This is a genomic window from Delftia tsuruhatensis NBRC 16741, from assembly GCF_001571325.1.
Classification (GTDB): domain Bacteria; phylum Pseudomonadota; class Gammaproteobacteria; order Burkholderiales; family Burkholderiaceae_C; genus Comamonas; species Comamonas tsuruhatensis.
Genome location: NZ_BCTO01000033.1, coordinates 19992 through 39131, shown reverse-complemented (window position 1 = coordinate 39131; position 19140 = coordinate 19992). Strand labels below are relative to the sequence as shown.

The following is a 19140-nucleotide window of genomic DNA, read 5'->3' as shown; positions in this document are numbered from 1 at the left end:
CCCATGCCCGTCGCCTATTCCAACGTCTATCTGCATGCCGCAGGCATGTTCCTGCCCGGTGAACCCGTGGACAACGCAGGCATGGATGCCTACGTGGCGCCGCTCAACCGCCTGTCCGAGCGCCTCAAGCGCCGCATCCTGGCCGAGAACGGCATTGTCCAGCGCCACTACGCCATCGACGCCGAAGGCCGCACCGTGCACAGCAACACGGCCATGGCCGCCCAGGCCATCCAGGACTGCCTGGCGCAGGCCGGGCGCGCGCTGGGCGATGTGGGCTTCCTGGCCAGCGGTTCCTCGGGCGGCGATGCGCTCATGCCCGGCTTTGCCAGCATGATCCAGGGCGAGATGGCTGCGCCGCCCATGGAGACCCTGTCCGTGCACGGCGTCTGCGCCGCCAGCGTGGGCGCGCTGCAGGCAGCGGCCCAGGCCGTGGACCGCGCGCCCGACTCGCTGGCCCTGGCCGTGGCCAGCGAAATGCCCTCGCGCCTGTTCAAGCGCTCGCGCTTCGCGGCCCAGGGATACAACACGGATTTCGACGCCCACTTCCTGCGCTGGATGCTGTCCGATGGCGCAGGCGCCGTGCTGCTGGGCGGCCCGCAGGCCCTGCCCCAGGCGCCCGGCCTGCGCCTGAAGCTGCGCTGGACGCACCTGCGCAGCTTTGCGGGCGACTACCCGGTCTGCATGCAGCTGGGCCTGACGCCCGACCGCGCCACCAGCCACCTGGACTTTGCCGCCTGGGGCGAGGCCGAGGCCGCAGGCGCGCTGTCGCTGCGCCAGGACATCCGCCTGCTGCCGCACCTGTTCGATGTCTGCATCCACGAATACGCCCACCTGGCGCACACGGGCTGGGTGCCCGGGCGCGGCATAGACCACTTCCTGTGCCACTACTCGTCGGAGCGCTTCATCCCCGTGGTGGACGAGTTGCTGGGAAAGGCCCAGCTCGGCATCCCGCGCGAACGCTGGTGGAGCAACCTGGCCTGGCGCGGCAACACGGGCGCGGCCTCCATCTTCGTGATGCTGTCCGAGTTCCTGCGCACGGAATCGGCACGCCTGAAGCACGGCGACACCGTGCTGTGCTTCATTCCCGAATCGGGCCGCTTCACGGCCGGCTACATGCTGCTGGAAGTGGAGGATGCGGCCCAGGCGCCCACCGCCACCCCGGCCAAGGCCACAGCGCGCAGTGCCACCGCCGAAGCTCCCGCTGCCCCGGACCTGCTGCCCGATGTCTCCACCATCGCCCCGCCCCACGACCCGAACCAGGCCCCGGCCACGCTCGCGCCGCTGCTGACCGAGCTGGCCAGCCTCTGGCAGGACTACCGCTCGCGCGTGTGGCGCACGCCGCTGCTGCAGCGCATACGCACAGGCAGGCTGCAGACGGCGGACTACGTGCGCTGGATGAGCCACTGGGTTCCCCAGGTGCGCGAGGGCAGCCTGTGGATGCGCGAGGGCGCGGCCTCGCTGACCGGCGAGCACGCGGCGCTGGCTGCGCTGATCGACGTGCATGCGGGCGAGGAGCAGAACGACTTCCGCATCCTGCACGAGGACTACCTGAAGGCCGGCGGCACCGAGACCGACCTCACCCGCCTGCGCCGCAACCCCGGCGGCGAGGCGCTCAACGCCTACCTGCACGGCCTGGCCGCCACGCCCAATCCCGTGGGCCTGCTGGGCGCCATCTACATCATCGAAGGCACGGGCCAGCGCATCGTGCCCAGCCTGCTGCCGCTGCTGCGCGCCAGCCTGCCGCTGCCGCCCGATGCCTTCCGCTTCCTGGAATACCACGGCGCCAACGACGAACACCACCTGGAGCGCTGGCTCATGGCCGTGCAGATGGTGATGGCGCTGGACGGCACAGACGGCACAGACGGCACCGGGGGCACGGCGGCGCAGGCCATCGTGCGCACCGCGCGCCACACGGCGGCGCTGTACCTGATGCAGTTCGAGCATGTCCTGACCGAGGAGCACTGATGCCACCGCCAGACTTCATCGACCAGCCCCACGACGAGCGCGACCCCAGCCCCTGGCGTGCCCTGTACCTGGACCAAAGCACGCCGCTGCCCGACGACGTCAAGGCCGCCTGGCTGCGCGACTGCAGCAGCGGCTCGCGCCAGTACCTGCTGCCCTTCCTGCGGCCGCTGGCACGCACCAGCATCGTGCTCATCCAGATCCTCAAGGTGCTGCTGCCGCGCAACTGGGCGCACTCCAGGCTGCTGCACCGGCTGCTGGCCTTCAGCATGAACCGCTTCGTCTCGCCCGAGGCCAACTGGCTCATCCTGCGCCATTTCCACCTGGGCTCGCAGATCCTGGCCTTTGTCGCGGCCAATGCGCCCACGCCCGTGTCCACCACACCGCTGGAGCCAGGCAGCATCGACGACATCAAGGACGACCTGTTCCTCAGGCACGACCTGAACCTGTTCAACTTCGTCATCCGCCTGAACAACGCGCTGCGCGCCGCAGGCCAGGAACTGCAGCCCGTGGCCGAGCCCGACTTCTCCATGCTGCGCAACCCGCCCCTGCGCCTGGAGGACATGCCGCGCGGGCGCCTGAACCTGCTGGACCTGCAAAGCGCCATCGAGGTCTACACGCCCGTCTACCAGCTGCTGCTGACCGACAACGACTTCTGGCGCGCCAGCAACTCGCTGCAGCTGGACGAGACCGTGGCCATCTATGCGGCCAAGATCCTCGCCTCGCCCGAGCACCTGGTCATGCTCAACAACAAGCACCCGCTGGTGCCCCTGTCCACCCTGCGCGCCGGCCACCGCCTGGTGCTGCACGGACTGTCCACCGAAATGCTGCACTGCCTGCTGATGAAGGTCGCCAGCGGCGACATCCCCCTGCCCGCACGCGAGCTGGCACGCATGCGCGAAGCCGCCCGCGCCCACGGCAGCGAAACGGCCAGCGGTGCCGACCATGCCAGCAGCGCCAGCAGCACGGCAGCCGTCTGACCCAGGTCAAGGAACAGCGGCGGATTGACGCCATCTGGCGCGAAAACGGTTACATCACGTTGCATTCAGCCGCAGGGCCCGCTAGCCTGCACGGCTTCGCCCTGGCCGCACGCCCGGGTCCCTGCCAGCGCCAGGGCGCCTCCTGCCCTGGCTTGCGGCGCCTTCGAACCGTCCGTGCCATGCCATCGTCGTCCTTTGCGCCTTCAGCCGTACGCTGCAGCGAATGCATGCGTTCGTCGCACTGCCTGCTGGGGCAACTGCCCGAACCCGCCTTCCTGCAATGGCTGCCGCACATCCGCGAACGCGGCCTGGCCAAGGGCCAGAAGCTCCAGGCGCAAGGCTGCGTTGCCCATGAATTCCAGGTGATCAAGCTCGGTTTCGTCCTGGCTATCCGCCGTGGCGGCGACGGCGTGCAGCGGCCCGTGGCACTGTTCGGCAACGGCCACGCGCTGGGCAGCCCGGGCTGGCTGCAGCAGCCCTCGGCCATGCACTTCGAGGCCCTGGGCCCGGGGCGCATCTGCTGCGTGGATATCGCCACCATCACGCGCCGCGGCCTGGTCGATGCCGCCTTCGTGCGCGCGCTGGCCACCAGCTACACCTGCAACAACGCCCTGCTGGCGGAATGGGCCCACATCGTCCGCATCCCCGGCGTGCTGCGCCAGCTGGCCGCCACCCTGATGCAACTGGCCGCGCTGCAGTCAAGCCTGCTCGTGCGCCTGCCCAGCCAGGGTGCACTGGCCGCCCTGCTGGCCACCACGCGCGAAACCATCGCACGCAGCCTTGTGCGCCTGGTGCAACTGGGCGCGCTGGAGCGGCCGGATCGATGGCATTGCGTGCTGCAGCCTGCGGTGTTGTCGAGGATCAGTGGGGGTGGGGTGAGGGAGGTGGGGTGAAGGAGGTGGGGTGCGAGAGGCGTGGCGGTTGATCGGGCGGACCGGTAGGCTTGCCGACCTGTTGCAACATCAAGCGCCAGGTTTGGCAGAACCGCCGTCCCTGCTCACCATCGCTCCCTTCCCATCGCAACAGTCCGCAGTTTGATGCTCAAGCGCCTCTTCCTCCTGCTGCGCCAGCAAGGTCGCCACGGGCTTGTGAATCAGCGCGGGAATCTGCTCCGCCGGCATGGCGCGGGCGAAGAGCCAGCCCTGGTAGGCGTCGCAGTCCAGGATGCGCAGCAGGCGCAGCTGCTCGGCGGTTTCCACGCCTTCGGCCACCACCTGCAGGCCCAGGGTGCGGGCCAGCGCGATCACGGCCTTGACGATCTTGGCGTCGGCCGGGCTGTCGAGCATGGGGCCGATGAAGGTGCGGTCTATCTTCACGCGCGAGACGGGCAGATCGCGCAGGTGGGCCAGCGAGGAGTAGCCGGTGCCGAAATCGTCCAGCACCACGCAGACACCTGCGGCAAGCAGGCTGCCCAGCAATTCGCGCGCCTGCTGCGGGTCGGTCATGGCGGCGGACTCGGTGACTTCCAGCTCCAGCAGGTGCGGCGGCACGCCATGCCGGGCCAGGCTGCCCATGAGGCGCTGCTGCAGGTCGGCCTGGCGCAGTTGCTGGGCAGAGAGGTTGACCGCCACGCGCAGCGGCATGCCTGCGCGCAGCCAGTCGCCGGCCTGGCGGCAGGCCGCATCGATCACCCATTCGCCCAGCGCGAGGATCAGGCCCGTGGACTCGGCCACGGGCACGAAGCGCTCCGGCGAGACCCAGCCCATCTGCTCGTCGTTCCAGCGCAGCAGGGCCTCCACGCCCTGGACCTGGCCGCCCAGCACCTGCACCTGGGGCTGGAAATGCAGGCTCAGCAGACCCCGGTCCAGGGCGCGCTTGAGGCGTTCGTGCAGCAGCACTTTCTCGGCCATGGCCTCGCCCATGGCGCTGGCATAGCAGGCGTAGGAGGCACGGCCGCGCTGCTTGGCGTCGTACATGGCCATGTCGGCATAGCGCATGAGGGTGGCCGCATCGCCCGCGTCCTGCGGGTAGAAGGCCACGCCCACGCTGGCGCCGAAGTTCAGCGCGTAGTGGCCGATGGCGCAGGGCCGGCACAGCTCGCCCAGCAGCGCGTCGACGCGCCGGCGCAGGTTCGGCCCGTTGCAGGGATGCAGCACGGCGGTGAACTCGTCACCGCCCATGCGCGCCAGCGTGGCCGAAGTGCCCAGCGCGGCCTGCAGGCGGCGCGCCACTTCCTTGAGCACCTGGTCGCCCACGTCGTGGCCATAGCCGTCGTTGATGGCCTTGAAGTTGTCGAGGTCGAGCAGCAGCAGCGCAAAGGACGCGGGCCCGGTGCCCGAGCCCGAACCCACTTGCGCCTGCGCCTGCGAGATCGCCTGCTCCAGCTGCAACCCGAACTGCCAGCGGTTGAGCAGGCCGGTGAGCGTGTCGTGCGTGGCGTGGTAGTGCATGCAGGCCTCCATCTGGCGCAGCTGCGACAGGTCGCGCACAAAGGCCACGGCCACGCCCCCGCCGTGCGGGGAATGGCCCAGGGCGATGTCCACGGACAGGCGCTTGCCGTCCTTGCGCAGCAGCCACAGGTCCCGCCCCTGCCCCATGGGCCGGCGCGCGGGCTGGGCGAAGTAGGACTGCAGCTGCGGCCCATGGGCCGCATGCGCCTCGGGCGGCAGCAGCATCTGCAGCGGACGGCCCAGCAGCTCGGAGGCGCCATAGCCGCTCATGGCCTGCATGGCGGGATTGGCCAGCAGGATGCGGCCCTTGCGATCCACGAGCACGATGCCGTCGGGCGCGGCCTCCATGGCCACGCGCTTGAGCTCCTCATCCAGCGCCTCGCACGGCCCGATCAGATGGCCGGCTTGCGCGCTCCAGGCCGACGCCATCATGCGGACGGCCCCTTGCCGTGGAAGACCGATGCCGCAGCCTCCAGCGCCTGAGCCTGCCCGGCCAGCTGCTGCGCGTGCGCGATGGTGTCGCGCGCCAGCGTGGCGTTGTGCTGGGTCATCTGTTCGAGCTGCTGCACGGCGGCCTGTACCTGTTGCACGCCACCGGCCTGGGCCTGGCTGGCGGCCTGCATGCCTTCGGCCAGCAGCAGCTGCTCGCGCATGTCGGCCTGCACGGCGAGCATGGCCTCGCCCATTTCGCGCGCCATGGCGCAGCTTTGCGCCACCTGCTGCTGCGATGCCTCGATCAATGCCTTGATCTGGCGCGCAGCGTGGGCGCTGCGCTGGGACAGGCCGCGCACCTCGTCGGCCACCACGGCAAAGCCCTTGCCGTGCTCGCCGGCGCGCGCGGCCTCCACGGCGGCGTTGAGCGCCAGCAGATTGGTCTGAAAGGCAATGCCGTCGATGAGCGAGCTGATCTCCCCGACCTGGTCGCTGGTCCGGGCCACGCCGCGCATGCCCTGGTCCAGTTGCGCGACCATGCGGCTGCTCTGCCCGGCCATGTCCACGCCATGCCGCGCGCGGCGGGCGGCCTCGCCGGCCTGGGCGCTGCTGCGCTCTATGGCGCAGGCCAGGGCCTGCATGGCCTGGGCCGATTGCTCCAGGCTGGCGGCGGCAGCCTCGGTGCGGTCGCTCAGTTCGGTGCTGCCCTGCTGCACGGCCAGCGCGCAGCGGCGCACCTGGTCGCTCTTGCCCTGGATGTCGTCCACCAGGGAGACCAGGTTGAGTCCGGTCTGCCGCACGGCGCCGCCGATGGCGCCGATCTCGTCCGTGCGCTGCGTGAACAGTTCCCCCGTCTGCTGCCCGCTGGCCACGGCCTGGGCCTGTCCGCGCAGGGCAGCCAGGGGCATGAGCAGCCTGGTGCGCAGCCACTGCCCGGCCGCCACGCAAGCCAGGCTCCAGATCAGCCAGGCGGGCCAGATCTCGGCCAGCGTCAGGGACAGGGGCAAAGCCGAGGCCCAGGCCTGCAGCGACGGCAACCACAGCCCGGCCGATCCCAGCAGCCACAGTCCCGCCACCATGGCCTGCGCCCGCCAGGCCAGCGGCCTGAAGCGCCACCAGCGCTGCAGCGCGCCCGCGGCGCCACGCCCCACTGGGAAGCCCCGGTGCAGGCCCAGCGAGCGCACGCCGGCATTGATCTGTTCATAGAGCGCCGCATGCTGCTGCACCTCGCACGGCTGCGGCCGGGTGCGCACGGACAGGTAGCCGACCACGGTGCCCGCATGGCGTATGGGACTGGCGTTGGCGCGCACCCAGTAGTGGTCGCCGTTCTTGCGCCGGTTCTTGACCAGCGCGCTCCAGGGCAGCCCTCGCTGGATGGTGGACCACATGTCGGCGAAGGCGGCGGCCGGCATGTCCGGATGGCGCACGATGCTGTGGGCCTTGCCGTAGAGCTCGGCGGCCTCGAAGCCGCTGACGCGGATGAAGGCATCGTTGGCATAGACGATGCGCCCCTTCAGGTCGGTGACGGAAAGAAGCGTCTCTCCTTCGTTCAAAGGGTACTCACGCTGGGTGACGTACACGTTTCGCCGCATGGATCAGGTCTCTTGGAGATGGGCGGGGCGTCGGCATGACGCTCCAGGCGGGGCCCACTCTAAGCAGTCCTGCGGCGATGCACATCAGGGATGGTTTGCCGCATCGCGCCTAAACGCAGCCAATGTGACGGCGGTCACACTGGCTGCGGCGCGCGCAGGATCAGGAACGCTTTTCCTGCAGCAGGGCCTTGACGTCGGCGCCCAGCACCTGCGGGCCGCCGCCGTATCGCTCATACACGCGCAGGCGGCCGGCCGTGTCGTAGACATAGCTGCCGGCCGAATGGTCCAGCGTGTAGGTGCCTTCGGTCTTGCCGGGCACCTTCTTGTAGAAGAGCTTGAAATCCTTGGCCACGGCCGCCGTCTCCTCGGGCGTGCCGTGCAGGCCGACGAAGCCTGTGTCGAAGTTGCCCAGGTAGGCCTTGAGCACCTCGGGCGTGTCGCGCTCGGGGTCCAGGGTGACGAAGACGCCCTGCAGCCTGTCGCCATCGGCGCCCAGTTGCTGCTTGACCTCGACCAGCTCCTGCAGGGTGGTGGGGCAGACGTCGGGGCATTGCGTGTAGCCGAAGAAGACCACGACGACCTTGCCCGCAAAGTCCTTGATGCTGCGCTGCTTGCCGTCCACATCGCGCAGGGGAATGTCCTTGGCGTATTCGGCGCCCGTGACATCGACGCCCTGGAAACTGGTCTTGGCCTCGCGCGAGCATCCGCTCAGCGCCAGGGCGCCCCATGCCATGGCGGTCACGCCCAGAAAGCGCAGCGCTGTCCGTTTGTTCATGCTTCCTCAACAAGGTAGTTGCCGCAGGCTGCGCGGCCGCAAAGCCTGCGCGCCGCCCGGGCTGGAAAGTGAAAAGGCGAAAGCGTCTGCTGAAGGCGCTTTCGCACAGCCGCAAACCATAACCCATAACCGCAAGACCCCGGCGCTGCGGGGCCTGCCTGCCTCCATGAGACGGCCTGGCTGCCGGCTCGGTTCCTTGGCGCAGGCCTCAGTCGCCGTCGCCGGGGCGTCCCGCCGTGTCCCACGAGGCCGATGCTCGCAGCAGCCGGTCCAGGTCGCGCTTGGCCTTGCCGGCATCGGCCATGCCCAGCCCGGCGGGCATGCGCATCATCCAGTGGCCCTGCGGGTCCACCACGTACAGGTGGTCCTGCAGCGCATGGCCGGGCGCGGGCTGCAGCCAGCCGCGCAGCACGGCCTCGGGCACGCGCAGCACCGTGGCCTGGGCCAGCGCGGGGCGCAGGTGGGCGGGCACGGGAGCGTCGTCGGAGATGAGCCAGACCCGGTCCAGCCGGTCCTTTTCGCGGCCCAGGGTCTCGCGCAGCTGGCGCTGCAGATAGAGATGGCTTTCGCAGGCGCTGCCGCAGGCACCGCCCGCCACGCTGAGCAGCAGCCACTGGCCCTTGAGCGACTGCAGCGGCAGCGGCGCGCCGTCCAGCGTGGTGGCCGTGGCCGAAGGCAGGGCCGGCTGGGCCGCGATCAGCTCGCCAAAGCTGCGCTGCTGGCCAGGCCGCAGCACGTAGTAGGTGAAATAGGAGGCCACCACGGGCGCGGCGCAGACCGCGAACACGGCCAGCATCTTCCAGCGGCCGCTGCGCGTGCGTTGCGCGCCGGCAAGGCCCGGCTGCAAGGGTGGCAGGCCATGGACAGTCATCTCCAGGGGAGTCTCAGGAGCGGGCATGGCGCGGGCGGACAAAGCGTCGGACGATTTGGAACCAGACATACAAAAGCGTGATCAGGGCCGCAAGTCCAAACCATTGGAACGCATAGCCATGGTGTTTCTCGACACCGGCCGTCACAACGGGCCAGTCGCGCCGCAGGCCTTCGCTGGCTTCGCCGGTCTGCAGCAGGCTCCATTCGCGCAGCGGCAGCCCGGAGGCCACGGCCCATTCGGCAATGTCCACATTCTGTCGGATGCGCGACTTTTGCCCATCAGGGTCTGCCCCTGCACGGCCGAATTCGTAGAGCCGGGACGGCGCGGCCTCCATGCGCCCCTGGACGGTCACCAGCCCTTCGGGCGTCTGCACCTCGGGCAGGGCCGTGCGGTCCAGGAAGTTGCGCGGCACCCAGCCGCGCTGCACGGCGATCACCACGTCCTCATGCGGCGCAGCCAGCCGCAGCGGCGTGAGCACGAAGAAGCCCGGCTGGCCCTGCATCTGGCGGTTGTCCAGGTACAGCGTCTGCCCCGCAATCCAGTGGCCCTGCAATTGCACGGGACGGTGCAGCCAGGGCGCGGCTTCGGGGTTCGGCACCGCACCGGGCTGCACGGCTGCCAGCTGGGCGTTGCTCCACGGCGGCAGGCCCTGCTGGCGCTGCACGGCGTCGAACAGTTCCTGCTTGTAGGCCGCGCGCTGCAGCTGCCAGCGGCCCAGGGACAGCGTGACGGCCACGCCGATCAGCGCGGCCAAGGTGATCAGTACAAACCGCCAGCGCTCTGGCATTCTGGAAACACGCACCGGATAATCCACCCATGAAATTCGTGATCGTTCTCGCCCTGCTGGCCATTGTCGCCAGTCTGGGCAGCGCCCTGTTCTTCATGATGCGCCGCAATCCCGAAGACCAGCAGGGAGCGGGCGACGACAGGCGCCGCAGCCGCGCCATGTTCCGTGCACTGGCGCTGCGCGTGGGCCTGTCCATCGCGCTGTTCCTGTGCGTGCTGCTGGCGGCCAAGCTGGGCTACATCCATCCCACCGGCTGGACCGCCGGGCAATAGACAAGCCCCCTGCCACCACAAACAAAAAGAAGCGCCCTGGCGCTTCTTTTTGCATGGGGCCGGATACAGACTACATCCAGTAGACCAGCACGTAGAGGAACAGCCACACCACGTCCACGAAGTGCCAGTACCATGCCGCGCCCTCGAAGCCGAAATGCCGCTCGGCCGTGAAGTGCCCGGCATGCAGGCGCATGGTGATGAAGAACAGCATCAGCATGCCCACGAAGACGTGGAAGCCGTGGAATCCCGTGAGCAGGAAGAAGGTCGAGCCGAACACGCCCGAGGACAGCTTGAGGTTCAGATCCGTGTACAGGTGGTAGTACTCGTAGCCCTGCACGCACAGGAAGACGAAGCCCAGGATCACCGTCATCCACATGAAGGCGATGGTGCGGGCGCGGTGGCCGGCCTGCAGCGCATGGTGGGCAATGGTCAGCGTCACGCCCGAAGTCAGCAGCAGCGCCGTGTTGATGGTGGGCAGCCAGAACGGGCCCACGGTCTGGAAAGGCTCGACACTGTTGGCCGGCGAGGCCGTGGCGCCGGCTGCCATGCTGGGCCAGACGGCCTTGAAGTCGGGCCACAGCAAGGCGTTGTCCAGGCTGCCCAGCGCGGGCACCGAGTGCGAGCGCGCCCACCACAGGGCGGTGAAGAAGGCGCCGAAGAACATCACCTCGGAGAAGATGAACCAGCTCATGCTCCAGCGGAAGGACAGGTCGATCTTGCGACCGTACTTGCCCGACTCGCTTTCATGCGCGGCCTCCCGGAACCAGAAAAAGAGCACGGCCAGCCACCAGACCAGGCCCAGGCCCAGGCTGTACATGCCCCATTCATGGCCGTTGATCCAGTTGCCCGCGCCCAGGATCACGAAGAACAGCCCCGCCGCCGCCATGACGGGATGGCTGGACTCTGCCGGCACGTAGTAGTAAGGCGTTTTGCCGTGGGTGGTTGCACTCATTGCTCAGCTCCTGACATTCTTGGTTCTGTGTTTCCCGTCTATCACTCTCTGTCCCCGATGGCCGCGCCGCTCAGACCACGAGCTTGACCAGCGCGATCAATCCCAGCACCAGCAGGAAGATGGCCGCCAGCCCCACTGCAATCACATGCAGCGGCGTGATGCGCTCCCCGTCCTGCTGGTACTCGCTAGCCCTGCGCACGCCGAACAGGGACCAGGCCACGGCGCGCACCGTGCGCCACACGCTGGGCGGGCGGCGCTTGTCCCCGGGTTGCGGCGCATTCATGAGGCCGGCTCCTGCTTCGGCCCTGCGGCCACCGGCGCATCGCCCGTGGGCGCGGCCGGCGTCCTGCCGCCCACCTCGAAGAAGGTATAGGACAGCGTGATCGTGGTCACGTCCTTGGAGATGCGCGGATCGATCACGAAGGCCACCGGCCACTCGCGCTTTTCCCCGGGCTCCAGCGTGTACTGCGAAAAGCAGAAGCACTCGAGCTTGTTGAAATGCGCAGCCGCCTGGCGTGGCGCATAGCTCGGTATCGCCTGGGCCGCCATGCGGCGGTTCTGCACATTCTGGAATTCGTACATGACCGTGGCCAGCTCGCCCGGATGGACCTGCATGGAGCGCTGCGCCGGCTTGAAGTCCCAGGGCCCGCGCGCATTGGCGTCGAACTCCACGGTGATGGTGCGGCTCTTGTCCACCTGCGAGTTGGCCGGCAGCTTCACATCGCGCCCGGCCGTGCCGTTGCCCGGCACCTGCCGCTCGGACAGCGACAGGATGTTGATGCCCGTGAGCTCGCAGATGTGCTTGTAGATGGGAATCAGCACGTAGCCGAAGGCAAACATGCCCAGCGCCACTACGGCCAGCTTGCCCACCATCTTCGCGTTTTCACTGCGCACGCTCACGGATTGCCCTCCTGTTGCCTTCAAGCGCTCAATGGAGCACGGTGATCTTGATCACGAAGCCGGCCAGAAAGACCAGCGCCACCGATACCAGGATCAGCGCCAGCCGCACATTGGCTTTTCGTTGCTGTGCATCCATTTTTCTGATCTCCATGACTACTGGCAATCTCTGAAACTGTCGCGCCCCACCCCAGGGACATCGAGGAAGGGGGAAGGCGCGAAGCGACCCAGGCGGTGGTTCATTTCAGCCTATGACGCGGGTCGCCGTCGCATCCAGCTTGGGCGGCGTCTCGAAGGTATGGAACGGCGCCGGCGAGGGCACTTCCCACTCCAGGCCTTCGGCAGCCTCCCAGGGCTTTTGCGGCGCCTTCTCGCCCTTGCCGCGCATGGCGGGCACGACGACGAAGAGGAAGAAATACACCTGCATCAGGCCAAAGCCCAGCGCGCCCAGCGAGGCCACCATGTTGAAGTCGGCGAACTGCATGGGGTAGTCGGCATAGCGGCGCGGCATGCCCGCCAGGCCCAGGAAGTGCATGGGGAAGAAGGTGATGTTGAAGAAGATCAGCGAGCCCCAGAAGTGGATCTGGCCGCGCGTCTCCGAATACATCACGCCCGTCCACTTGGGGGCCCAGTAGTAGTAGGCCGCGAACATGGAGAACAGCGATCCGGCCACCAGCACGTAGTGGAAGTGGGCCACCACGTAGTAGGTGTCCTGCAGCTGGATGTCGATGGGCGCCATCGACAGGATCAGGCCCGTGAAGCCGCCCATGGTGAACACGAAGATGAAGCCCACCGAGAACAGCATGGGCGTCTCGAAGGTCATGGAGCCACGCCACATGGTGGCCACCCAGTTGAAGATCTTCACGGCCGTGGGCACCGAGATCAGCATGGTGGCGTACATGAAGAACAGCTGGCCCGTGACGGGCATGCCGGTCGTGAACATGTGGTGCGCCCACACGATGAAGGACAGGATGGCGATGGACGAGGTCGCATACACCATGGACGCATAGCCGAACAGCTTCTTGCGGCTGAAGGCCGGCACGATCTGGCTGATGATGCCGAAGGCCGGCAGGATCATGATGTAGACCTCGGGGTGGCCGAAGAACCAGAAGATGTGCTGGTACATCACCGGATCGCCGCCGCCTGCGGGGTTGAAGAAGCTGGTGCCGAAATGGCGGTCCGTCAGCGTCATGGTGATGGCGCCGGCCAGCACGGGCATGACGGCGATCAGCAGGTAGGCCGTGATCAGCCAGGTCCAGGCGAACATGGGCATCTTCATCAGCGTCATGCCGGGCGCGCGCATGTTGAGCACGGTGACGATGATGTTGATGGCGCCCATGATGGAGCTGGCGCCCATGATGTGCATGGCCAGGATGGAGGTGTCCATGGACGGCCCCATCTGCAGCGTCAGCGGCGCATACAGCGTCCAGCCTGCGGCGGGTGCGCCGCCGGGCATGAAGAACGAGCCCACCAGCATCAGGCCGGCCGGGATCAGCAGCCAGAAGCTGAAGTTGTTCATGCGCGCGAAGGCCATGTCGGAGGCGCCGATCTGCAGCGGCAGCATCCAGTTCGCAAAGCCCACGAAGGCCGGCATGATGGCGCCGAACACCATGATCAGGCCGTGCATGGTGGTCAGCTGGTTGAACAGCTCGGGGTTGACGATCTGCAGCCCGGGCTGGAACAGCTCGGCGCGGATCAGCAGCGCCAGCACCCCGCCCACCATCAGCATGGTGAACGAGAACAGCAGGTACAGCGTGCCGATGTCCTTGTGGTTGGTGGCGAACATCCAGCGCCGCCAGCCCGTGGGCGTGGCGTGGTGGTGATGGTCGTCATGCCCGTGTCCATGCTCGTGCTCATGCGCATGTTCGTGGCCCTCGCCCGCAGGGCTGTGGATGGGGGGAAGTACGGCGCTCATGCTGTTATCTCCAATCGCTCATCTGTCTTGCGTGCTCACTGCGCAGGGAACTTGCCTGTGCGGGCGGCCACGAACTCGGCCGGCTGCACCAGCTGGCCGGTCTTGTTGGACCAGTGGTTCTTGGCAAAGGTGACCACGGCGGCCAGCTCGGTATCGCTCAGCTGCTTCCAGGCGGGCATGGCGCCGTTGGCACGGCCTTCCAGCACCACATGCATCATCTCGGCCGTGGGACCCAGGACCACGGGGCTGCCGTCCAGCGCCTTGATGGGACCGGCGCCCTTGCCGTTGGCCTGGTGGCAGGCCGCGCAGTTGGCCGCATAGACCTTCTCGCCGCGTGCGATCAGGTCTTGCAGGGACCAGACCTTGCTGGGGTCGTCCTTCTTGGCGGCGGCGATCTTCTTTTGCTCGTCCACCCAGGCCTTGTAGCCGTCATTGGACAGCACCTTCACGTGGATGGGCATGTAGGCATGCTCCTTGCCGCACAGCTCGGCGCACTGGCCGTAGTAGTCGCCGGTCTTCTCGGCGCGGAACCAGGTGTCGCGCACGAAGCCCGGAATCGCATCCTGCTTGATGCCGAAGGACGGCACCATGAAGGAGTGGATCACGTCGTTGGCCGTGGTGATGATGCGCACCTTGCGGTCCACGGGCACGACCAGCGGGTTGTCCACCTTGAGCAGGTAGTCGTTGGGTGCCTTGGACACATCGCCGCTGTCGGACAGCACGCGGTGGCTGCTGTCCAGCGTGGAGATGAAGCTCAGGCCCTCGCCTTCGCCGTTGATGTAGTCGTAGCCCCATTTCCACTGGTAGCCCGTGGCCTTGATCGTGACATCGGCGTTGGTGGTGTCCTTCTGCGCCACCAGCACCTTGGTGGCAGGCAGCGCCATGAGCACGACGATGATGAAGGGCACGACGGTCCAGACCACCTCGACCGTGGCCGATTCGTGGAAGTTCGCGGCCTTGGCGCCGCGCGATTTGCGGTGCTTCCAGATCGAATAGAACATCACGGCGAACACGCCGATGAAGATCACCGTGCAGATGATCAGCATCATCCAGTGCAGGTAATGCTGCTCATGCGCGATGCGCGTGACCGCCGGATGAAGGTTGAGCTGATTGACGGCCGGGCCGCCTGGCAGATCTGTCGCCGCATGTGCAAGGGAGCCTGCCCCTGCCACACTCATCAAGCCCCAGAGAACCAGCCTGGTGGAAATGCTTTTCATAGTTTTCACTTACATCTAAGCCTCGGGTTATCCACTCGCTCCGCTGCGCCGGCGTGGGGGCCGCGCAGCCAGACCGTTCAACGCCTGCCCAAAGGGCAACTCCCGGCCTCAACTGTCCGAGCATGCATGAAAGCGCCGCAGATGTGCCTGCGCGCAATCACCAATAGCGTGCCAGCCGGCATCAACGGCAGCTCGGACGTGGGACCAGGATGGGGGCGGGCCGCCATCCCCGCCTGCGCCTGCAGGCGCATGAACTCGGGGGACAGCAGCAAAGTGGATGGGAGGATGCGCGCGCGCCGGCCCTTCAGGGCATGTGTGCCGTGTGTGCCGTGCGGGCCGGGAGCGGATGGAAAGAGGCAGCGCATGCGGCCCAGCAGTGCGGGCAGCAGGGAACACAGGGACAGAAAAACCAGTGCCCGCTCCCAGAGGAGCAGGCACTGCTGCAGCCGGTGATGATCAAACTTGCGGGCGGGCCACTCTTGAATGCGCCGGCCCGTTCTCGTTCCCGTGGCAAAGCGAAACACCAAATCGTCTCCCCTTTCGGCCTGCGGACCGCTGGTCTTTTCCCGGCCCGGGAGAGCGAGCCCAGGGAAAAGCTGTTGTCTCTGTCAGCTCGGGAAAAGTGTAGACGTTTTTGTTTTCGATCAATGACCGGAAAGCGACATTCAGGCTATCGCAAACCCGTGTTGCGTGGCTGGCGCAGCATGCTGCGCATGTCCTCCAGCGACACGGCGCTGCTGGACTCCAGGCGCACGCGCGGCTGCGGCTTGTAGGCATGGCCGTAGACGATCTCGAAGGTCAGCGCCAGTTGCCGGTCGGGGCCGGCCAGGCGCTCGCGCAGGGCATCGTGCAGGCGCTGCTGCCAGCGGCGGCCGCGCAGCGCGGCAAAGCGCTGCGGATGGAAGTTGCGGCCCAGCTCGCGCAGCTCCTGCAGCAGCCGCTCGGGCGTGGCAAAGGTCAGCGTGATGTGCTCCATGTCCATCACCGGCTCGCTGAAGCCTGCGTGCACCAGCATGTCGCCCCAGTCGTGCATGTCGGTGAAGGCCTGGCCGGCGGGCGGCCAGCCGAGCTGGGCGTAGAGGGCATGCAGCTCGCGCAGCGTATCGGGCCCCAGGCAGGAGAACATCACATAGCCGTCCACGGACAGCGCCTTGTGCCAGCGCGCGATCAGCGCCTGCGGGTCGGCCTGCTGGTGCAGGGCCATGTTGGCCCACAGCATGTCCACGCCGGCGGGCTCGGGCTCGCCGAAGCGCGTGGCGCCCCCGGTCCAGCGCGCGGGCTGCCACCAGCGCGCGCCCAGCTGCTCGCGGGCGGCGGCCTCATGCAGCGGCGAGGCTTCATAGACCAGGCATTCGGACTGGGCATAGCGCTGGCGCAGCAGCGCATGGGCCTGCAGGCCGCCGCGCACGGGCTGCCAGTGGCACCAGCGCTGGGGCGGCTTGACGATCCAGTCCAGCCGCTCCTGCATGCGGCGCGCCACCTCCTCATGCAGCCACGGCGAGGCCGCAGGCGCGCCCTGCTGCCAGCGCAATGCGGCGGCCGGATCGATGGTGGGAGGCAATTCGTGGGACATGGCTGGGCGGGGAATCCGTGCTCCTCAAAAGACAGGCGCCCGGCCCCGGAGCAAAGGGGTGGCGGACGCGGCGCGAGTATATTGACTCCATGCCCAACCTGCCTGCGTCATGGCTTTCGCGCTGGCATGCCGGCCTGCCCGGCCTGCTGCCCAGCCAGTGCGCCGTCTGCCACCGCTGGCCTGCGCGGCGCCTGTGCCAGGACTGCCGCGCACGCTGGGCCGGACCCATGGCGCGATGCGGGCGCTGCGCCATGCCGCTGCCGGCCCGCACCGGCGCCGATGGTCCCCGCACCTGCGGCGCCTGCCTGTTCAAGCCGCCGCCGCTGACGCACTGCCTGGCCGCGCTGGACTATGCCTACCCGTGGCACACGGTGATCGGCGACTTCAAGTTCCGGGGAGATACCGGCCTGGCACGCAGCCTGGCCGACCTGCTGCTGGAGTTGCCTCAGGCGCGCGAGCAACTGCAGCAATGCGACCTGCTGCTGCCCATGCCGCTGTCGCCGCAGCGCCTGCGAGAGCGCGGCTTTCACCAGACCCTGGTGCTGGCCCGCGCGCTCTGCAGCGCATCCACCCGGGGCAAGCTGCGGCACCAGGCCGTGCAGCGCGCCCACACGGCACAGGCCCAGCATGACCTGCCGCGCGCCCTGCGCCTGCGCCAGCTGCGCACGGTCTTTGCCGTGCCACCTGCGCAACTGCCCCATGTGCGCGGCCGCAAGATCCTGTTGATCGACGATGTGATGACCACGGGCGCCAGCCTGCATGCGCTGGCCACCTGCCTGCGCCGCGCAGGCGCGGCCGAGGTCAGCGCCCTGGTGCTGGCGCGCACGCCCTGACCGCAGGGGACCGGGGCCCGGGGCATCTGCCGCCGCGAGACAATACGGGCCATGTTCCATATCGTTCTCGTCGCGCCGGAGATCCCGCCCAATACCGGCAATGTGATCCGTCTGGCCGCCAACACCGGCTGCAGCCTGCACCTGATCGAGCCGCTGGGCTTTTCCATGGAAGACCGCCTGATGCGCCGCGCCGGCCTCGACTACCACGAGTACGCGCCCGTGCGCCGCCATTCCGACTGGCAGGCCTTCCTGCAGGACTGCCGGCCGGACCGCCAGCGCATGTTCGCCATGACCACGCACAGCAGCAGCCCCGCCCACGCCATCGGCTTCCAGCCCGGCGACTGGCTGGTGTTCGGCTCCGAAAGCAAGGGCCTGCCCGCCGAGGTGCGTGAGCAGTTCCCGCCGCAGCAGCGCCTGCGCCTGCCCATGCTGCCGCAGCAGCGCAGCCTGAACCTGTCCAACGCCGTGGCCGTGACGGTGTTTGAAGCCTGGCGCCAGCAGCAGTTTGCCGGCGCCGCACTGGCCGAGGGCGCGCCCGGCGCGGGCTGAGCGACCGGCCCGGGTCGGCGGAAAGTTCCCCGCCGATTGTTTCAACCGCTGAAAAAGCGCATTGCCAATCCAAGGGTTTATCCCGATTCCACACCGTCCTACATTTGAGTCATGGGCTCTACGTTACCAAGCGATTTCCGCAAGGAACGCCCTGTCCCAGAAACAAAACAAAGGACTTGAATCATGAAGAACACCCGCCGTTTTGCCGTCCTGGCCGCCCTCACCGTTTCCGCCTTCGCCGCCCAGGCCGCCGGCTTCGACTACGCCGACAACAGCAGCTACCCGCCCGAAGTGGAGACCCAGAGCACGCTGACACGTGCCCAGGTCATGGCCGACCTGAAGGCCGCCCAGGCCAATGGCACCATGCCCTCCGTCGCCGAAGGCTACCTGCCCATCCAGAACACTGCCACCGCTGGCGTGAGCCGCGAGGAAGTGCGCCGCGAGGCCGCCGCTGCCGAGCGTTCGGGCCAGCTGAACTTCGGCGCCTGAGCCCCAGACCCCGCAACCGCTGCCACCACGCAGCCAGCCCGCAGGTGCCGCCTGCGGGCTTTTTTTCATCGCCGGGCCGCCCCAAGATGAAAAGCGCCCCCTTGGGGGGCAGCGGGCCTTGCGCAGCAAGGGTAGCGGGGGGTCAGTTTTCATTCAGGCCTTGGCACCGTAGTTGCGGGCCACGGACTCGGCCACGCAGGCGGGCTTGTCCGCGCCTTCGCGCTCCACGGTCACCAGCCAGGTCATCTGCAGGCCGCCGGGCTCGATGGGCTCGGCGGCCTGCAGCGTCAGGCGCGCGCGCAGGCGGCTGCCCACGGGCACGGGCGAGGTGAAGCGCACGCGGTTGAGGCCGTAGTTCACGCCCATTTGCGCGCCTTCGATGTGAAAGCAGCTCTGGAAAAACTGGGGAATCAGCGACAGCGTCAGAAAGCCATGCGCGATCGGCGCGCCGAAGGGACCCTTGGACGCACGCTCGGGGTCCACATGGATCCACTGCTGGTCGCCCGTGGCATCGGCGAACAGCTGCACCTGCTGCTGGGTGATGGTGATCCAGTCGCTGACGGCGACTTCCTGCCCCACGCAGGCACGCACTTCGGAATAGGAATGGAAGGTTTTCATGCCCCAAATGGTAGGGGCCGGTGCCGCGCGCTCCAT

The 19140-nt window shown here is 67.9% G+C and carries 20 protein-coding genes; 7 read left to right on the top strand and 13 right to left on the bottom strand.

The window, feature by feature from the left end:
• Positions 1-3 precede the first annotated feature (3 nt).
• The 3 genes from DTS01S_RS17130 (at position 4) to DTS01S_RS17120 (ending at position 3835) form a co-directional block, all read left to right on the top strand.
• Positions 4-1965 (top strand): StlD/DarB family beta-ketosynthase, encoded by a 1962-nt coding sequence (locus tag DTS01S_RS17130; RefSeq protein ID WP_017404749.1) that lies wholly within the window; start codon positions 4-6, stop codon positions 1963-1965.
• The gene (locus tag DTS01S_RS17125; protein ID WP_017404750.1) at positions 1965-2942 is read left to right on the top strand and encodes a DUF6999 family protein; all 978 of its coding nucleotides are present in this window, start codon (positions 1965-1967) and stop codon (positions 2940-2942) included. The genes DTS01S_RS17130 and DTS01S_RS17125 overlap by 1 nt, the downstream gene beginning before the upstream one ends.
• A gap of 227 nt (positions 2943-3169) precedes the next feature.
• Positions 3170-3835 (top strand): Crp/Fnr family transcriptional regulator, encoded by a 666-nt coding sequence (locus tag DTS01S_RS17120; RefSeq protein ID WP_016450151.1) that lies wholly within the window; start codon positions 3170-3172, stop codon positions 3833-3835.
• Between the two features lie 69 nt (positions 3836-3904).
• On the opposite strand, the gene DTS01S_RS17115 is transcribed toward DTS01S_RS17120, so the two are convergent.
• The 5 genes from DTS01S_RS17115 to DTS01S_RS17095 form a co-directional block, all read right to left on the bottom strand.
• Positions 3905-5764 (bottom strand): putative bifunctional diguanylate cyclase/phosphodiesterase, encoded by a 1860-nt coding sequence (locus DTS01S_RS17115; RefSeq protein WP_017404751.1) that lies wholly within the window; start codon positions 5762-5764, stop codon positions 3905-3907.
• Complete coding sequence (locus tag DTS01S_RS17110; protein ID WP_017404752.1) at positions 5761-7356, bottom strand: methyl-accepting chemotaxis protein; 1596 nt, start codon at positions 7354-7356, stop codon at positions 5761-5763. The genes DTS01S_RS17115 and DTS01S_RS17110 overlap by 4 nt, the downstream gene beginning before the upstream one ends.
• A 160-nt stretch (positions 7357-7516) precedes the next feature.
• Positions 7517-8131 (bottom strand): SCO family protein, encoded by a 615-nt coding sequence (locus DTS01S_RS17105; RefSeq protein WP_061288205.1) that lies wholly within the window; start codon positions 8129-8131, stop codon positions 7517-7519.
• 208 nt (positions 8132-8339) lie between these two features.
• Entirely contained in the window at positions 8340-9029 is a 690-nt protein-coding gene (locus tag DTS01S_RS17100) for an SCO family protein (protein ID WP_026062728.1), read from the bottom strand.
• The gene (locus DTS01S_RS17095; protein WP_016453743.1) at positions 9016-9789 is read right to left on the bottom strand and encodes an SURF1 family protein; all 774 of its coding nucleotides are present in this window, start codon (positions 9787-9789) and stop codon (positions 9016-9018) included. The genes DTS01S_RS17100 and DTS01S_RS17095 overlap by 14 nt, the downstream gene beginning before the upstream one ends.
• Positions 9790-9818: 29 nt before the next feature.
• Here DTS01S_RS17095 and DTS01S_RS17090 point away from each other — a divergent pair, with 29 nt between their 5' ends.
• Entirely contained in the window at positions 9819-10061 is a 243-nt protein-coding gene (locus DTS01S_RS17090) for a twin transmembrane helix small protein (protein WP_016450145.1), read from the top strand.
• Positions 10062-10131: 70 nt separating this feature from the next.
• Here DTS01S_RS17090 and DTS01S_RS17085 read toward each other — a convergent pair whose 3' ends face one another.
• The 7 genes from DTS01S_RS17085 to DTS01S_RS17055 all read right to left on the bottom strand — a co-directional run bounded on the left by DTS01S_RS17085 (position 10132) and on the right by DTS01S_RS17055 (position 16615).
• Complete coding sequence (locus DTS01S_RS17085) at positions 10132-11013, bottom strand: cytochrome c oxidase subunit 3 (RefSeq protein ID WP_016450144.1); 882 nt, start codon at positions 11011-11013, stop codon at positions 10132-10134.
• Positions 11014-11083: 70 nt separating this feature from the next.
• Positions 11084-11296 (bottom strand): DUF2970 domain-containing protein, encoded by a 213-nt coding sequence (locus tag DTS01S_RS17080; RefSeq protein WP_016450143.1) that lies wholly within the window; start codon positions 11294-11296, stop codon positions 11084-11086.
• Positions 11293-11913 carry a cytochrome c oxidase assembly protein gene (locus tag DTS01S_RS17075; protein ID WP_016453742.1) on the bottom strand — a complete coding sequence of 207 codons (621 nt, stop codon included), beginning with the start codon at positions 11911-11913 and terminating at the stop codon, positions 11293-11295. Before DTS01S_RS17075 ends, DTS01S_RS17080 begins: the two co-directional genes overlap by 4 nt.
• Before the next feature lie 28 nt (positions 11914-11941).
• Positions 11942-12049 carry a cytochrome oxidase small assembly protein gene (locus DTS01S_RS31070; RefSeq protein WP_016450141.1) on the bottom strand — a complete coding sequence of 36 codons (108 nt, stop codon included), beginning with the start codon at positions 12047-12049 and terminating at the stop codon, positions 11942-11944.
• A 105-nt stretch (positions 12050-12154) separates the two neighbouring features.
• On the bottom strand, positions 12155-13825 hold the full coding sequence (ctaD, locus tag DTS01S_RS17070; RefSeq protein WP_016450140.1) for a cytochrome c oxidase subunit I: 1671 nt from the start codon (positions 13823-13825) through the stop codon (positions 12155-12157).
• A gap of 35 nt (positions 13826-13860) precedes the next feature.
• The gene (gene coxB, locus DTS01S_RS17065; protein WP_016450139.1) at positions 13861-15042 is read right to left on the bottom strand and encodes a cytochrome c oxidase subunit II; all 1182 of its coding nucleotides are present in this window, start codon (positions 15040-15042) and stop codon (positions 13861-13863) included.
• Between the two features lie 670 nt (positions 15043-15712).
• A complete protein-coding gene (locus DTS01S_RS17055) occupies positions 15713-16615 on the bottom strand; it encodes a class I SAM-dependent methyltransferase (RefSeq protein ID WP_061288203.1) in 903 nt (300 codons plus the stop codon).
• 89 nt (positions 16616-16704) lie between these two features.
• Between DTS01S_RS17055 and DTS01S_RS17050 the strand changes: the two genes are divergently transcribed.
• The 3 genes from DTS01S_RS17050 (at position 16705) to DTS01S_RS17040 (ending at position 18486) form a co-directional block, all read left to right on the top strand.
• Positions 16705-17448: a ComF family protein gene (locus DTS01S_RS17050; RefSeq protein WP_061288199.1), complete on the top strand. Its 744-nt coding sequence runs from the start codon at positions 16705-16707 to the stop codon at positions 17446-17448.
• Between the two features lie 51 nt (positions 17449-17499).
• Positions 17500-17997: a tRNA (uridine(34)/cytosine(34)/5-carboxymethylaminomethyluridine(34)-2'-O)-methyltransferase TrmL gene (gene trmL, locus DTS01S_RS17045; RefSeq protein WP_061288198.1), complete on the top strand. Its 498-nt coding sequence runs from the start codon at positions 17500-17502 to the stop codon at positions 17995-17997.
• Between the two features lie 183 nt (positions 17998-18180).
• Positions 18181-18486: a DUF4148 domain-containing protein gene (locus DTS01S_RS17040; RefSeq protein WP_016450135.1), complete on the top strand. Its 306-nt coding sequence runs from the start codon at positions 18181-18183 to the stop codon at positions 18484-18486.
• Between the two features lie 153 nt (positions 18487-18639).
• Here DTS01S_RS17040 and DTS01S_RS17035 read toward each other — a convergent pair whose 3' ends face one another.
• Positions 18640-19104 (bottom strand): MaoC family dehydratase, encoded by a 465-nt coding sequence (locus DTS01S_RS17035; protein WP_017406698.1) that lies wholly within the window; start codon positions 19102-19104, stop codon positions 18640-18642.
• Positions 19105-19140 lie beyond the last annotated feature (36 nt).

Coding starts and splice junctions, on each gene's coding strand:
- DTS01S_RS17130 (WP_017404749.1), top strand. CDS start 4: ATGCCCGTCGCCTATTCCAACGTCTATCTGCATGCCGCAGGCATGTTC.
- DTS01S_RS17125 (WP_017404750.1), top strand. CDS start 1,965: ATGCCACCGCCAGACTTCATCGACCAGCCCCACGACGAGCGCGACCCC.
- DTS01S_RS17120 (WP_016450151.1), top strand. CDS start 3,170: ATGCGTTCGTCGCACTGCCTGCTGGGGCAACTGCCCGAACCCGCCTTC.
- DTS01S_RS17115 (WP_017404751.1), bottom strand. CDS start 5,764: ATGATGGCGTCGGCCTGGAGCGCGCAAGCCGGCCATCTGATCGGGCCG.
- DTS01S_RS17110 (WP_017404752.1), bottom strand. CDS start 7,356: ATGCGGCGAAACGTGTACGTCACCCAGCGTGAGTACCCTTTGAACGAA.
- DTS01S_RS17105 (WP_061288205.1), bottom strand. CDS start 8,131: ATGAACAAACGGACAGCGCTGCGCTTTCTGGGCGTGACCGCCATGGCA.
- DTS01S_RS17100 (WP_026062728.1), bottom strand. CDS start 9,029: ATGCCCGCTCCTGAGACTCCCCTGGAGATGACTGTCCATGGCCTGCCA.
- DTS01S_RS17095 (WP_016453743.1), bottom strand. CDS start 9,789: ATGCCAGAGCGCTGGCGGTTTGTACTGATCACCTTGGCCGCGCTGATC.
- DTS01S_RS17090 (WP_016450145.1), top strand. CDS start 9,819: ATGAAATTCGTGATCGTTCTCGCCCTGCTGGCCATTGTCGCCAGTCTG.
- DTS01S_RS17085 (WP_016450144.1), bottom strand. CDS start 11,013: ATGAGTGCAACCACCCACGGCAAAACGCCTTACTACTACGTGCCGGCA.
- DTS01S_RS17080 (WP_016450143.1), bottom strand. CDS start 11,296: ATGAATGCGCCGCAACCCGGGGACAAGCGCCGCCCGCCCAGCGTGTGG.
- DTS01S_RS31070 (WP_016450141.1), bottom strand. CDS start 12,049: ATGGATGCACAGCAACGAAAAGCCAATGTGCGGCTGGCGCTGATCCTG.
- ctaD (WP_016450140.1), bottom strand. CDS start 13,825: ATGAGCGCCGTACTTCCCCCCATCCACAGCCCTGCGGGCGAGGGCCAC.
- coxB (WP_016450139.1), bottom strand. CDS start 15,042: ATGAAAAGCATTTCCACCAGGCTGGTTCTCTGGGGCTTGATGAGTGTG.
- DTS01S_RS17055 (WP_061288203.1), bottom strand. CDS start 16,615: ATGTCCCACGAATTGCCTCCCACCATCGATCCGGCCGCCGCATTGCGC.
- DTS01S_RS17050 (WP_061288199.1), top strand. CDS start 16,705: ATGCCCAACCTGCCTGCGTCATGGCTTTCGCGCTGGCATGCCGGCCTG.
- trmL (WP_061288198.1), top strand. CDS start 17,500: ATGTTCCATATCGTTCTCGTCGCGCCGGAGATCCCGCCCAATACCGGC.
- DTS01S_RS17040 (WP_016450135.1), top strand. CDS start 18,181: ATGAAGAACACCCGCCGTTTTGCCGTCCTGGCCGCCCTCACCGTTTCC.
- DTS01S_RS17035 (WP_017406698.1), bottom strand. CDS start 19,104: ATGAAAACCTTCCATTCCTATTCCGAAGTGCGTGCCTGCGTGGGGCAG.